At 66.5% G+C, this 14,524-nt stretch carries 13 protein-coding genes; 5 read left to right on the top strand and 8 right to left on the bottom strand.

Features of this window, described 5'->3' with window-relative positions; all coding sequences use genetic code 11:
- Positions 1–59: 59 nt before the first annotated feature.
- Positions 60–347 carry a hypothetical protein gene (locus ACT6SE_RS13550; RefSeq protein WP_046431564.1) on the bottom strand — a complete coding sequence of 96 codons (288 nt, stop codon included), beginning with the start codon at positions 345–347 and terminating at the stop codon, positions 60–62.
- 130 nt (positions 348–477) lie between these two features.
- Entirely contained in the window at positions 478–1,626 is a 1,149-nt protein-coding gene (locus ACT6SE_RS13555) for an acyl-CoA dehydrogenase family protein (RefSeq protein ID WP_014647680.1), read from the bottom strand.
- A 152-nt stretch (positions 1,627–1,778) separates the two neighbouring features.
- Here ACT6SE_RS13555 and ACT6SE_RS13560 point away from each other — a divergent pair, with 152 nt between their 5' ends.
- From ACT6SE_RS13560 to ACT6SE_RS13575, 4 genes are all read left to right on the top strand, one after another.
- Complete coding sequence (locus ACT6SE_RS13560) at positions 1,779–2,708, top strand: ArsR/SmtB family transcription factor (protein ID WP_014037755.1); 930 nt, start codon at positions 1,779–1,781, stop codon at positions 2,706–2,708.
- Between the two features lie 13 nt (positions 2,709–2,721).
- Positions 2,722–3,813, top strand: a complete 1,092-nt coding sequence (locus tag ACT6SE_RS13565; RefSeq protein WP_014647681.1) for a homocysteine S-methyltransferase family protein — start codon at positions 2,722–2,724, stop codon at positions 3,811–3,813.
- A gap of 57 nt (positions 3,814–3,870) precedes the next feature.
- Entirely contained in the window at positions 3,871–6,555 is a 2,685-nt protein-coding gene (gene metH, locus ACT6SE_RS13570) for a methionine synthase (RefSeq protein ID WP_046431567.1), read from the top strand.
- Between the two features lie 86 nt (positions 6,556–6,641).
- Positions 6,642–7,826: an MFS transporter gene (locus ACT6SE_RS13575; RefSeq protein WP_046431568.1), complete on the top strand. Its 1,185-nt coding sequence runs from the start codon at positions 6,642–6,644 to the stop codon at positions 7,824–7,826.
- Between the two features lie 12 nt (positions 7,827–7,838).
- On the opposite strand, the gene ACT6SE_RS13580 is transcribed toward ACT6SE_RS13575, so the two are convergent.
- From ACT6SE_RS13580 to ACT6SE_RS13605, 6 genes are all read right to left on the bottom strand, one after another.
- Complete coding sequence (locus tag ACT6SE_RS13580; protein ID WP_046431570.1) at positions 7,839–9,911, bottom strand: acyltransferase family protein; 2,073 nt, start codon at positions 9,909–9,911, stop codon at positions 7,839–7,841.
- 48 nt (positions 9,912–9,959) lie between these two features.
- Positions 9,960–10,640 (bottom strand): DUF2058 domain-containing protein, encoded by a 681-nt coding sequence (locus ACT6SE_RS13585; protein ID WP_046431573.1) that lies wholly within the window; start codon positions 10,638–10,640, stop codon positions 9,960–9,962.
- 10 nt (positions 10,641–10,650) lie between these two features.
- On the bottom strand, positions 10,651–10,893 hold the full coding sequence (locus ACT6SE_RS13590; RefSeq protein WP_005410256.1) for a SlyX family protein: 243 nt from the start codon (positions 10,891–10,893) through the stop codon (positions 10,651–10,653).
- Positions 10,886–12,235, bottom strand: coding sequence for a UDP-glucose dehydrogenase family protein (locus ACT6SE_RS13595; RefSeq protein ID WP_032962083.1), 1,350 nt, complete (start codon positions 12,233–12,235; stop codon positions 10,886–10,888). The genes ACT6SE_RS13590 and ACT6SE_RS13595 overlap by 8 nt, the downstream gene beginning before the upstream one ends.
- Positions 12,236–12,258: 23 nt before the next feature.
- A complete protein-coding gene (locus ACT6SE_RS13600) occupies positions 12,259–13,236 on the bottom strand; it encodes an FKBP-type peptidyl-prolyl cis-trans isomerase N-terminal domain-containing protein (RefSeq protein ID WP_032962085.1) in 978 nt (325 codons plus the stop codon).
- A gap of 96 nt (positions 13,237–13,332) precedes the next feature.
- On the bottom strand, positions 13,333–13,920 hold the full coding sequence (locus ACT6SE_RS13605) for a glutathione peroxidase (protein ID WP_046431575.1): 588 nt from the start codon (positions 13,918–13,920) through the stop codon (positions 13,333–13,335).
- 365 nt (positions 13,921–14,285) lie between these two features.
- On the opposite strand from ACT6SE_RS13605, the gene ACT6SE_RS13610 reads away from it, so the two are divergent.
- Complete coding sequence (locus ACT6SE_RS13610; RefSeq protein WP_014647690.1) at positions 14,286–14,522, top strand: hypothetical protein; 237 nt, start codon at positions 14,286–14,288, stop codon at positions 14,520–14,522.
- Positions 14,523–14,524: the final 2 nt, after the last annotated feature.

Raw genomic sequence — 14,524 nt, forward strand, 5'->3', positions numbered from 1 at the left:
CCAGGGCAACGGCATGCCCGGTGGCCGCCAACCTTGGTGGGCGCCGTTCGAGTCACGTCTCAGCGCAACAGCGCGACCACCACGCACACTGCCACGATTACCAGTGCAGCCCACTGCATCGGCACGAAAAAGAAATGATGGGGCGCCACTTCGCCCTTCTGCCGGGGTGCCCGGTTGAGCCACAGGCCCAGCAGCACGTTCACCGCCGCGCCAATGCTGGCACCCAGCAACACCTGCGAGAGTGGGGTGTTGCCCTTGGGGCCTGCGTGCGGGAAGAAATACGCCAGCAGCAGGATCGCTGCGATCGGCGTGATCAGTGTCAGGATTCCCCAACCACGATAGATCATCTGTGCAGACCGTATGGAAACGGCCTGCATTGGAACAGATCCGGCATCGTTCGGCCAAGAGCACAGCGCATCCACGCGTGGCGTGGATCGACCGGCCGCGCCGCCCTTGCAGCGGCGCGGCCGTTGCGTCTCAGCGCAGCCCGGTTTCGTTGCGGGCGATCACCAGGCGCTGGATTTCCGAGGTGCCTTCATAGATCTCGGTGATCTTGGCATCACGGAAGTAACGCTCCAGCGGCATCTCCTTCGAATACCCCATGCCGCCGTGGATCTGCACCGCCTGGTGGGTGATCCACATCGCCGCTTCCGAGGCGGTGAGCTTGGCGATGGCGGCTTCGTTGCTGAAGCGCTTGCCCTGGCCCTTCACCCAAGCCGCGCGCAACGTCAGCAGCAGCGCTGCATCCAGCTTGCACTTCATGTCGGCAATCTTGGCCTGGGTCATCTGGAAGGTGCCGATGGCGGCACCGAAGGCCTTGCGCTCCTTCACGTACTCCAGGGTCGCTTCATAGGCGGCACGGGCGATGCCGATGGCCTGCGAGGCGATACCGATGCGGCCGGCATCGAGCACGCTCATGGCGATCTTGAAGCCCTCGCCCTCCTGGCCCAGCACGTCCTCGGCCTGCGCCACGTAATCGTTGAACTCGATCTCGCAGGTGGCCGAGGCGCGGATGCCCAGCTTGGGCTCGGTCTTGCCACGACCGAAACCGGCCTTGTCGGTATCGATGATGAAGGCGGTGATGCCGCGCGCGCCCTTGTCCGGCTCGCTCATCGCGAACAGCACGATGTACTTGGCCACCGGGCCGGAGGTGATCCAGCTCTTCTTGCCATTGATGACGAAGGTGCCGTCGGCCTGTTTCACCGCGCGGCAGCGCATGGCAGTGGCATCGGAACCGGACTGCGGCTCGGTCAGCGCGAACGCGCCGATGGCGGTGCCTTCGGCGATGGCACGCACGTAGGTCTGCTTCTGCTGCTCGGTACCGTGGGTGAGGATGCCGTTGCAGAACAGCGAGTTGTTGACCGACATGATGGTCGAGTGAGCGGCGTCGGCGGCGGCGACCTCCACCATCGCCAGCACGTACGCAACCGGGTCCATGCCCGCACCGCCGTACTCGGTCGGCACTTCGATGCCCATCAGGCCGTTCTCGCCCAGCAGGCGGATGTTGTCCAGCGGGAACTCGCCGGTGCGGTCATGGTGCTCCGCGCTGGGGGCGATCTTTTCCTGCGCGATGCGCCGCGCCACGTCCTGCAGCATCAACTGCTCTTCGGTAAAGCTGAAATCCACAACACCCTCCCGGGTACATGAAGTTATGGGCCGCATACGGCGCGCCCAGGTGCTCCGATTGTACCGGGGGCCGGCTGTTTCCGTACGCTGGCGACTTGACCGCGGCAGCCTCCTCGGCGAATATATCTCTATATCGCGATAGGTAGATATTTATGGATCTGGAAGACTGGTCGACCCGCCTGAAGGTGTTCGCCGATGCCACCCGCGTGCGCCTGCTGGCGCTGCTGGAGCAGGAGGAACTGACCGTGGCCGAACTGTCGGCAATCACCCGGCTGGCGCAGCCGCGCGTGTCCACCCACCTGGCGCGCCTGAAGGAAGCCGGCCTGGTCCGCGACCGCCGTGCCGGCGTGTCGGCCTACTACCGTTTCGACGAAGCCCAGCTGGACCCGGCGCAGCGTGCATTGTGGCATGCCTTGAGCAACGGAAGCGACGACCCGTTGCTGCGCCAGGATGCCGAGCGCGTGGCTGCAGTGCTGGCCCATCGCGCCTCTGACCAGAACTGGGCCGACAGCGTGGCCGGCGACATGGAGCGCCACTACTCTCCGGGCCGTACCTGGGAGGCGCTGGCGCGCACCGCCTTGCCGTTGCTGGAGACCGGCGACGTGCTGGACATCGCCTCCGGTGACGGCGTGCTGGCCGAACTGGTCGCCCCCCACGCCAAGCGCTACATCTGCATCGATACCAGCGCGCGCGTGGTCGCCGCTGCCAGCGAGCGTCTGCGCCGGCTGCCCAATGTGGAAGTCCGCGAGGGCGACATGCATGCCCTGCCGTTCAAGGACGGCAGCTTCGACCTGGTGGTGCTGATGCACGCGCTGACCTATGCCAGCAAGCCTGCGCAGGCCGTAACCGAAGCCGCACGCGTGCTGCGCCCGGGCGGCCGCCTGCTGCTGTGCAGCCTGGCCCGTCACGAGCACAAGGCAGCGGTGGAGGCCTATGGCCACGTCAACCTCGGCTTCAGCGACAAGGAGCTGCGCAAGTTCGTCGACAAGGCCGGCCTGCAGGTGTCCAGCCTGGAAACGGTCACCCGCGAGAAGCGTCCGCCGCACTTCGAAGTGATTTCGCTGATCGCCAACAAGCCCTGAGCCCGAGACCACCATGCCCGCCCTGCCCTGGTTGCATCCTGACCGTGCCAACGCCCTGCTCGACGCCCTGCGCGAGCGGATCCTGATCATCGACGGCGCGATGGGCACGATGATCCAGCGCCATGGTCTGCAGGAAGACGACTACCGCGGCGAGCGATTCGCCGGTGGCTATGACCATGCGCACGGTCCCGGCTGCGACCACGGCACGCCTGAAGGCCATGACCTGAAGGGCAACAACGACCTGCTGCTGCTGACCCGGCCGCAGGTCATCGCCGACATCCATACCGCATACCTGGACGCCGGGGCGGATCTGGTCGAGACCAACACCTTCAACGCCACTTCGGTCAGCCAGGCCGACTACCACCTCGAACACCTGGTGTACGAGCTGAACAAGGCCGGCGCCGCCGTTGCACGCGCCTGCTGCGATGCGGTGGCTGCGGCCACGCCGGGCAAGCCGCGCTTCGTGATCGGGGTGATCGGTCCCACCAGCCGCACCGCTTCGATCAGTCCCGACGTCAACGATCCGGGCTTCCGCAACACCAGCTTCGACGAGTTGCGCGACACCTATCGCGAAGCCATCGAGGGCCTGATCGATGGCGGCGCCGACACCCTCATGGTCGAGACCATCTTCGACACGCTCAATGCCAAGGCCGCGCTGTATGCGCTGGAGGAGGCCTTCGACGCGCGTGGTGCACGCCTGCCGGTGATGATCTCCGGCACCATCACCGACGCCTCCGGGCGCACCCTGTCCGGGCAGACCGCCGAGGCCTTCCATGCGTCACTGGCGCATGCGCGCCCGCTGTCGATCGGCTTGAACTGCGCGCTGGGCGCCGAGGCGATGCGCCCGCACGTGGAAACCCTCTCGCAGGTCGCCGACTGTTACGTCAGCGCGCACCCCAACGCGGGCCTGCCCAACGCCTTCGGCGAGTACGACGAAACGCCTGAAGAGATGGCCACCACCCTGCGCGGCTTCGCCGAGGATGGCCTGTTGAACCTGGTCGGCGGCTGCTGCGGCTCCACCCCCGACCACATCCGTGCGATCGCCCGCGCCGTGGCCGGGCTGCCGCCGCGCGCCCTGCCCGGTGTCCAGGAGCAGGCCGCATGAATGTCGCCGCCACCGTTCCACACTTCCCGCCCTCCTGCTGTTGAGCCGACGCCTGCCATGACGCCTGTCCGCCCTACCCGCCTGTCCGGCCTGGAACCCCTGGTCATCACTCCGGACCTGCTGTTCATCAACGTCGGCGAACGCACCAACGTCACCGGCAGTGCGCAGTTCCGCAAGCTCATCAAGGAAGGCCGCTACGAAGAAGCGGTGGACGTGGCCCGCCAGCAGGTCGCCAGCGGCGCGCAGATCCTCGACGTCAACATGGACGAGGGCCTGATCGATTCGGAAGCGGCGATGACCCGCTACCTCAACCTGATCATGTCCGAGCCGGACATCGCCCGCATCCCGGTCATGGTCGACTCCTCCAAGTGGAGCGTGATCGAAGCCGGGTTGAAGTGCCTGCAGGGCAAGAGCGTGGTCAATTCGATCTCGCTGAAGGAAGGCGAGGCGCTGTTCCGCGAACACGCGCGCAAGGTCCTGCGCTATGGCGCCGCCGCGGTGGTCATGGCCTTCGACGAAAGCGGGCAGGCCGATACCTGCGCGCGCAAGGTCGAGATCTGCACCCGCGCCTACCGCATCCTGGTCGACGAGATCGGCTTCCCGCCGCAGGACATCATCTTCGACCCGAACATCTTCGCCGTCGCCACCGGCATCGAAGAGCACGACAACTATGCGGTGGACTTCATCGAAGCCACCCGCATCATCAAGCAGACCCTGCCGCACTGCCACGTCTCCGGCGGCGTCTCCAACGTCTCGTTCTCGTTCCGCGGCAACGAAACGGTGCGCCAGGCCATCCACTCGGTGTTCCTCTACCACGCCATCGCCGCCGGCATGGACATGGGCATCGTCAACGCCGGCGCCATGCCGATCTACGACGAGCTGGAGCCTGAGCTGCGCGAGCGCGTCGAGGACGTGATCCTCAACCGCCGCAGCGATGCCACCGAGCGCCTGCTGGAGATCGCCGAGCGCTACAAGGGCAGCAAGGGCGCGGCGAAGACCGAGGACCTGGCCTGGCGCGGGAAGCCGGTGGCGCAGCGCCTGGCACATGCGCTGGTGCACGGCCTGGATGCCTTTGTCGAGGAAGACACCGAGCTGGCCCGGCAGGCCTCCAGCCGCCCGCTGGACGTGATCGAGGGTCCGCTGATGGACGGCATGAACATCGTGGGCGACCTGTTCGGTGCCGGCAAGATGTTCCTGCCGCAGGTGGTGAAATCCGCACGCGTGATGAAGAAGGCGGTGGCCTACCTGCTGCCGTACATCGAGGCGGAGAAGGCACGCAGCGGTGATACCGCCAAGAGCAATGGCAAGATCATCATGGCCACGGTGAAGGGCGATGTGCATGACATCGGCAAGAACATCGTCGGCGTGGTTCTGGCCTGCAACAACTTCGAGGTGGTCGACCTGGGCGTGATGGTGCCGGCGCAGAAGATCCTCGATGCCGCCCGCGAGCACAACGCCGACCTGGTCGGCCTGTCCGGACTGATCACCCCGTCGCTGGAGGAGATGAGCCACGTCGCCCGCGAGATGGAGCGCCAGGGCTTCGACCTGCCGCTGCTGATCGGCGGCGCCACCACCTCGCGCGCGCACACCGCGCTGAAGATCGACCCGCACTACAAAGCGCCTACGGTGTGGGTGAAGGACGCCTCGCGCGCGGTGGGCGTGGCCCAGTCGCTGATCTCACGCGACCTGCGCGAAGCCTTCGTCGCGGCCAACGAGGCCGACTATGCCGAGATCCGCGCCCGCCACCGCAACCGTGGCGACGCCAAGCGCCTGGTGACGCTGGAACATGCGCGCGCGCAGAAATTCCAGGGCGGCTGGGACAGCTACATGCCACCGGCACCGGAACACCCCGGCCTGCACGTATTCGACGACTACCCGCTGGACGAGCTGGTCGACTACATCGACTGGACGCCGTTCTTCCAGGCCTGGGAGCTGGCCGGCAAGTTCCCGGCCATCCTCACCGACGAGATCGTCGGCACCCAGGCCAGCGAGCTGTACCGCGATGCGCGCGCGATGCTCGAGCGCATCGTCGGCGAGAAGTGGCTGACGGCCAAGGCCGTGTTCGGCCTGTGGCCGGCCAACAGCATCGGCGACGACGTCCGCGTGCAGCACCCGCAGGGCGAAACCACCCTGCACTTCCTGCGCCAGCAGGTAGACAAGCCGGCCGAGCGCCCGGACTTCTGCCTGGCCGATTTCATCGCGCCCCTCGACAGTGGCAAGCAGGACTGGATCGGCGCGTTCGCAGTCACTGCCGGTATCGGCATCAACGCGCACGTCGCGCGCTTCGAGGCCGAGCATGACGACTACAACGCGATCCTGCTGAAAGCACTGGCCGACCGCCTCGCCGAGGCGCTGGCCGAGCGCCTGCACCAGCGCGTGCGTACCGAATTCTGGGGCCATGAGCGCGCCGAGGCGCTGGACAACGACGCCCTGATCGACGAGCAGTATCGCGGCATCCGGCCGGCGCCTGGCTATCCGGCCTGCCCGGAACACAGCGAGAAACGGCGCCTGTTCGACCTGCTGCAGGCCGAAGCAAACGCCGGCATGGAACTGACCGAGAGCTTCGCGATGTTGCCCACGGCCGCTGTCTCGGGCTACTACTTCAGCCATCCGCAGAGCCAGTACTTCGTGGTCGGCCGGCTCAGCCGCGAACAGGTCAGCGATTACGCCCGCCGCAAGGGCGTGGACCGCGCCCAGGCCGAACGCTGGCTGGCCTCCAACCTCGACTACGACCCCGAATGACACAAAAAGGGGACGGAGGGGATTAAGTCGCTTATGCACAAACGACTTAATTCCCTCCGTCCCCTTTTTTGCCTCATCATTCCGCGATGACCGTTCCCGTTGCACGCCTCTCCAGCTTCTACCTGTTCTACTACGCGGCACTGGGCGCGTTCACGCCGTACTGGAGCCTGTTCCTGACCGCGCGCGGCATGAGCGTGACGGCCATCAGCGTGATGATGGGCCTGTGGTACGCCACCCGCGTGATCGCGCCCAGCACCTGGACCTCGCTGGCGGCCGCATCGCCACGACCGATCCGCCTGCTGCGCGCGGGCTGCGTGCTGACCCTGCTCAGCTTCGCGGTATTCCTGCTGCCGCTGCCACAGCCGTGGATGTACCCGGCGATGGTGGTGTTCTGCTTCTTCTACAACGCGGTGATGCCGCAGTTCGAGTCGATCACCCTCACCCATCTGGGCAACGACAGCCATCGCTACGGGTTGATCCGGGTCTGGGGCTCGCTCGGCTTCATCGCCGTCGTGACCCTGTTCGGCTGGCTGATCGAAGATGACGGCACGGCCAGCCACGCCGGGCTGCTGCCGTGGATGATGCTGCCACTGTTCGCGCTGCTGGTCGCCTCGGCCTTCAGCAACCACTACGCGCGCGGCGTCGGCAAGACCGGCGGCGACGCCAGCGGCTTCTGGCAGATCGTGCGCCGACCGCCGGTGCTGGCGTTCTTCCTGGCCGCCTTCATGGAGCAACTGTCTTTCGGCCCGTACTACACGTTCTTTTCGGTCTACATGGACCATCACGGCTACCGCACCTCCACCCTGGGCCTGTTGTGGACCATCGGTGTGGTCTTCGAAGTGGGCGTGTTCTTCACCATCGGCCGCTTCTTCCGCCGCTATGACGCCAGCTGGATGCTGTTGATCGCGCTGGTCAGTTCCTGCCTGCGCTGGGCCGTGACCGCACTGTTCCCGGAAAACCTGCCGGTGATGCTGCTGGCGCAGAGCGCGCACGCGCTGGGCTTTGCGGCGTTCTTCGCAGCAGCGATGCAGATGCTGGCGACCTACTTCCCCGGTCGCCTCAATGGGCATGGCCAGGGGCTGCTGTACGGATTCTCGTCCGGTGTCGGCGGTGTGCTCGGCGCACTCATTGCCGGCCAACTGTGGAAGATCGACGATGGTCGCACCGCGTTCCTGGCCGGCAGCGGCTTCGCCCTGATTGGCGCCCTGCTCTGTTTCTTCGCACTGAGCCTGCCGCTCATACGTGCGCGACGGAACAGCCGCGTGCGCTGACCCCTGCCCGGCTCAGCGCTGCAACAGCACCTGTTGCAGCGAGGGCAGCAGCACCCGGTTGCCATGCGCACTGAGATGATCGCCATCGAAGAACAGCGGCCGCCCATCGCGCTGGGCTGGACATAACGCGTCGTCGCACAGCACCGGCATCGGGTCCCACAGCACGCCACCTGGCAGTCCATCGACCACCTGCTGCAGGCTGCCCAGCATGGGTGCCCGCAACGTTTCCATCGCGATGCGCGTGCTGTCCAGGCCGTTGCGGCAGACCTCGTTGCGGGCATTGAAGCGGTCCGAGCAGCGATAGGGCGGCGCTGGCAGCACTGGCTTGGGCGCCTCCAGCACGATGCGCACGCCACGCTCGGCCAGGGGTCTCCACTGCGCGACCGCCTCGGCCACTTCGGCGTCGCGTCCTGCCGCGGCCTCTGCCGTCAGTTCGCCCGCCAGCTGCGCCTGCGCATCGAACAGCACGAACTGATCGGAAAGGCGTGGCACGCGCAACGACACCAGCACCACGGCATCCCCCGGCTGCGCACGCCGCACGATATCGGCGAACACCGCGGCGTCGAAATCAGCGCAACCGGCACCGGCACCGCGCCACTTCTGCAGGCTCACCTGCGGGCATCCGCCGCGGCCATAGAGGGAGACCGCCGAGCCGGTTTCCAGGGCCAGTCGCTGCAGCAGCTCGATGTAAGCCATCGCATGCGAATCACCAGCAACGAACACCCGCTTCGGCGCGCCAACCGGTAGCGGGCGGTCGCAGTCTCCACGCGCAAAGGTGCGCGCACTACCGCCTTCGAAACGATGCTTGGCGACCACCAGTGCGCACTCGGGATAGTCACCGGCCACGCTCTTGCCATTGGGGTACCAATCGGCCGGATGCCGGCTGACCGTACTCAACGACAGCCGCGGCGCCTGCAGGTAGAGCACTGTCTGGATGCCGGCGGCGCACAGCAGTACGACCGCGCCGGCCAGCACCCAACGCCCGGGACGCAGGCGCTGCGCCAACGTGCCGCGGAACGGCTGTTCCACCCAGCGCCACGACAGCCATGACAGCAGCAGCACCAACGCCATCGCGGCGGTCATCTGCAAGGGTGTCTGCAGGCCCAAGGTCCAGCGCATCAGCACGAACACCGGCCAGTGCCACAGGTACAGCGAGTACGACAGCTGGCCGATACGGCGCATCGGGGCGCTGGCCAACAGGCGCGCCACCCATGCCTGCGGATGATGATGCAGCGCCCACAGCAGGCCCGCGGTGGCGAAGGCCGGCATCACGCCGTCAGGCCACGGTGACCGCCCGGCACGCGCGGACCACAACGCCCACCCCAGCAGGCCCAGCGCCACCATGGCCAGCAGGGAGAACACCGGCGCGGCGCGCTTCAGTGCCTGGCCGGTTGCCGGGTCCAGCGATTCGCGCACATGCAGCAGCTGGAACAGCAGCACGCCCACCCCCAGTTGCCAGAGGCGGGTGCTGGTGGCATAGAACGCCCACGATGGCGGCGCCTCGCGCAGACCCAGCACCGCCGCATGCAGCAGCGACGCCATGCTGACCAGGGCGAACAGGCCCAGGCTGATCCAGCGCCCGCGTGCACCGCGCGCCCAAGCCAGGAACAGCAGCGGGAACAGCAGGTAGAACTGCTCTTCCACGCCCAGCGACCAGGTGTGGGTGTAGGGATTGAATTCGGCCCTGGGTGCGAAATAGTCGTTGCCGATCGCTGCCAGCACCCAGTTGCTGAAGCCGAAGAACGCCATCAGTCCGGTCCTGTCACTGGCTTCGCTGAGCCAGGACTCGGGAATGAACAGCACGCTTGCCACGGCAGTCAGCAACAGGCAGGCCAACAGCGCCGGCGCGATGCGACGGATGCGGCGCGCATAGAAGCGCAGCATCGACTGCCCCAGCGACAGCGGCGGCAGCCGGTGTACCGACGCGCTGACCACGAAACCGGAGATGACGAAGAACACATCCACGCCGGTGAACCCGCCTGGCAACCAGGCCGGGTCCAGGTGGAACACGATGACGGCCAGCACGGCGATCGCGCGCAGGCCGTCAATGTGCGGCACGTAGCCACGGCTTGGATCAGCGGTCATCCCTTCCCCCACGGCCGCGACGGCAGCGCGCCCGCGGCGGTCACGCGTTTACCAGACCAGGTCGTCCGGCACCTGGTACTGCGGGTCCGCGTACGGATCTTCCTCGGCCGGCGCATTCGGATCGACCTTCAGCGCCACCGATGCGGCGAACACCGCCTCGCACTGCGCCAGCACCTCGGCGGTCACCAGCAGGTAGCGGCCATTGAGCTGGACCACACCCAGCTCGCCGGCGTTGAGCGCGGTCAGCTGTTCGGCGGTTACATAGATGCGCTTGATCTTGCCGCCGTAGGGGAAGTGGCGGGCAATGTCCGCCGCTTCGGCATTCAGGCCCTTGTCCTTCAGCAGTTCTTCCAGCTTGGCCTTGGCCTCGCGGCGCACACGCGCCTCTTCCTGCTTCAGGCGCTCGGTTTCGATGCGCTCTTCCTTTTCCTTCTGCGCGCGGATGGCGTAGGCCTTGGCCAGGTCCATCTCTTCTGCGCTGCGCGGCTTGCGCGGGCCCTGCTGGCCCGGGCCACGCGAATGGCCGGGCTTGCCCGGGCCGCCATGGCCAGGACCACGACGCTGGCCGGGCTTGTGCTCGCCCTTGCCAGCGCCCTGCGGCTTTCCATTGCCGTTGCCACCCTTGCCCTGCGGGCGGCCGTCACGGCGGGGGCCATCATTCTTGCGCTCTGGCTTGGGCGCAGGCTTGAAGCCCAGGCCCATCAGCTGGTCGCGGAGGGTATCGCTCATAGGATTCGGATCAGTAGTGCGGCGGCGGCGGTTCGCTCGCCGGATCGGAAGAATTCAGCGCGTTGCGGACCTTGCCCAGATCTTCCAGCAGCACGCGCAGCACGTCGGCGTTGCGCATGCCCTGCATGCGGGCATCGGCCAGCGCATCGCTCAGTTCGGCCAGCGCCTGTTCCTGGAAGGACACGCGCATTTCCAGTTCGACCAGGCGCGCTTCCAGCGCCTGCTCGCGTTCGGTTGGCAGCAGATCAGACATGCAGCGAGCGCCCCCGGCCAATGCCGTAATACGCCAGGCCCGCTGCTTCCACGTCCGCCGGCTCGTACAGGTTGCGGCCGTCGAACACCACCGCGTCCTTCAACTGCTCGCGCAGCGTCTGGAAATCGGGGCTGCGGAACTGCTTCCACTCGGTCACCACGACCAGTGCATCGGCGCCCTGCAGCGCCTCGTTGGCATTGCTGCAGAACACCAGGTCATCGCGTTCACCGAAGATGCGCTGCGCCTCATGCATCGCTTCCGGATCGTAGGCACGCACCGTCGCACCGCCTTCCCACAGTTGCGCCAGCAGGCGTCGGCTGGAGGCTTCGCGCATATCGTCGGTGTTTGGCTTGAATGCCAGGCCCCACACGGCAAAGGTCTTGCCACGCACGCCTTCGTCCTCGCCCTTGTCGTAATGGCGCTGGACCAGGGCGAACAGATGGCCCTTCTGCGCATCGTTGACCGCTTCCACGGCGTTCAGCAGTTTAGGCTCCAGGCCGGCCTGCTGCGCGGTGCGGGCCAGCGCCTGCACATCCTTGGGGAAGCACGAGCCACCATAGCCGGCGCCCGGGTAGATGAAATGCCAGCCGATGCGCGGATCCGAGCCGATGCCCTGGCGGACCTGCTCCACATCGGCGCCGACACGTTCGGCGATGTTGGCGATTTCGTTCATGAACGAGATCTTGGTCGCCAGCATCGCGTTGGCGGCGTACTTGGTCAGCTCGGCCGAACGCACGTCCATTTCCACCACGCGGTCGTGGTTGCGGTTGAACGGTGCATACAGGCGCCGCATCACCGCCACCGACTCGGCGCTGGTCGCACCGATGATGATGCGATCCGGACGCATGCAGTCGGCAACGGCGTCGCCTTCCTTCAGGAATTCCGGGTTGGACACCACGTCGAAGGCGATGTCGGCGCCACGTGCCGCCAGCTCTGCGGCAATGGCGGCACGGACCTTGTCGGCGGTGCCCACCGGCACCGTCGACTTGTTGACCACCACGGTCGGCACGCTCATGTGCTGGCCGATGGTGCGGGCCACGGCCAGCACGTACTGCAGATCAGCGCTGCCATCCTCGTCCGGCGGCGTGCCGACAGCGATGAACACGACCTGGCCGTGGCCGATCGCGGCTGCGGCATCGGTGGTGAACGTCAGCCGCGACGCGGCGTGATTGGCCTTCACCATCGGTTCCAGGCCCGGCTCATAGATCGGGATGATGCCCTGGTTGAGGCCATCGACCTTGGCCTGGTCGATATCGACGCAGACCACCTGGTGGCCGACATCGGCCAAGCAGGTACCGGTCACCAGCCCTACGTAACCGGTACCGAAAATCGCAACGCGCATGTCCGTGCTGGCTCCGTGGTCGCTTACGGCAGGACGCCCAGCAGCTCGACGTCGAACGTCAGAGTCGCGTTCGGGCCGATCGGGCCACCCGGGGTGCCGTTCTCACCGTAGGCGAGCTCGCCCGGGATCCAGAAGCGGTACTTCGAACCGACCGGCATCAGCGCGACGCCTTCGGTCCAGCCCTTGATCACCTGGTCCAGGCCGAACTCGGCCGGCTGACGACCATAGGAGCTGTCGAACACGGTGCCGTTGAGCAGCTTGCCTTCGTAGTTCACGCGCACCTTGCTGCTCGGCAGCGGACGCTCGCCGCTGCCCGGGCGGATGACCTGGTACTGCAGGCCCGACGGGGTGGTTACCACGCCCGGCTGGGTCTTGTTCTTGGCCAGGAACGCATTGCCTTCCTCGCGGTTGGTCTGCGCGGCAGCGGCGGCCTTGGCCTGCATTTCGGCCTGCTTGCTGCCCATGAACGCCTGGATGGTGGCGGTCGCGTCAGCTTCCGTCATCTTCGGCTGACCCTTGCTCAGGCCGGTGCTGATCGCGTCAAACAGCGAGGCGACATCGATGTCGTCCTTCAGCTGTGCCAGCGACGGGCCGACCGAGTAGGAACCGATCATCTGCGACACCTTGACGCGGTCGACCTTCGGCGGCTGCGAACCCGGCGCCATGCCCGGCACCTGCTGCCCGCTGCGGGCCATCACGACCTGGCGCAGTGCGGCATCGGTGGCCTTGGCCTGTTCCTGGGTGATCTGCGGCTGCAGGCCTTCGAACGAACGTTCCACGGCGGTGCGCAGCGCGGCCACATCAATCTCATCGGCGATCGGGGTGAACGACTTGGCGACGTCCAGGCCGATGGCGTAGCCGAGCTTCTGCTTGGGGGAATTCAAGGTTGCGGTCTCCTTGGCGGCTGCGGGGGCAGCCGGTTGTTGCGACAGAGCGACACCCGAAGTGCCCATCGCCAGAATCAGAACCGACGCCGCGGCGCCGCGCATTCCCATCTTCATTCGCTGCATTCCTGGAAGTGTCTGGGCGCCGACGTCGGCGCGAAAAGAAGCATTGTCGCACGCATGCCGTCGATGTCGAGGCATCCGTGCCGGATATCAATGCGTAGGAGCGACGGCCAGCGCCTTGTCGATGGCGGCGGTCAGCTGTGGATCGTCCGGCGCCACCTTGCTGGCGAACTGGGCGATGACCTTGCCATCGCGGCCGACCAGATATTTGTGGAAGTTCCAGCCCGGCGCCACGCCGGTGGCTGCGGTCAACCGCTGGTACAGCGGCGTGGCCTCCGCACCGACGACGTGCACCTTCTCGAACATCGGGAACTTGACGCCATAGGTAAGCGTGCAGAAATCCTGGATCTGCTTCTCGTCACCCGGTTCCTGGCCCTTGAAATCGTTGGACGGGAAACCCAGCACGGCAAAGCCGCGGCCGGCATAACGCTTCTGCAGCGCCTCCAGGCCTTCGTACTGGGGGGTATAGCCGCACTTGCTTGCGGTATTGACCACCAGCAGCACCTGCCCGTGGTAGCGCTGCTGCAGGTTGACCTGCTGCTTGCTTGCCAGCGGGCGATAGTCCAGGTCCAGCAGATCGGCCGCCAGCACATGGGCGGAACCGGCCAGGCCGGCCACCAGCAGGGTCAACAGGGACAGGCCGCGCAGTCGGCGCGGAACAACGGTCGGCAGGGGCATCGAGAGCAGTCCGCGGTAGCCATTCACAGGGCCGGCCGATAGCGGCCGGGAATCGGCCGAACTATAGCACCGGGCTCGGTTGCCCCTTGTTGCGGCGGGCGCCGGCGGCTTTGCGCGGCGTGGCCTTTCCCGGGAGGACCCACCCTCAACGGCGCAGGGATGACATAGCATGGACAACGCTGAATGGAAGGCAGGGCGTGATCGGCCCGCACGACAATTCCGTTTCCCTTTTCAATCAAGGGGATAAGGGGATATTTCAGCGGTTTGACCACCCCTGCCATCAGTTGGGCACGGCAAGGGGTTGCACGTGGGCGTGCCGGTGTTATAGTTGCATACAACACCAGTCACCTGAGACAGGGGGAGCCATGAACGCCCGGATCCGTCGCAACCTCACCGCACCCGCGGCCGCTGCCGTTTCGACCCTGATCGTGCTGGCCTGGCTGGCCATGCCAACCGCTCCCGCCTCCGCCGACAGTGCGCAGGATGCATCCGTTTCGCCGGCCGGGAACGCCGATCCCTCCCCCTCTCCCCCGCGTCGGCTGCACAGCTCCCTGTCCATGCCGTATTTCTCGTTCGCACAGCCGCTGACCCCACGGAGCTGAAT

This window comes from Stenotrophomonas sp. LC732, from assembly GCF_052446685.1.
In the GTDB taxonomy this organism is placed as follows: domain Bacteria; phylum Pseudomonadota; class Gammaproteobacteria; order Xanthomonadales; family Xanthomonadaceae; genus Stenotrophomonas; species Stenotrophomonas muris.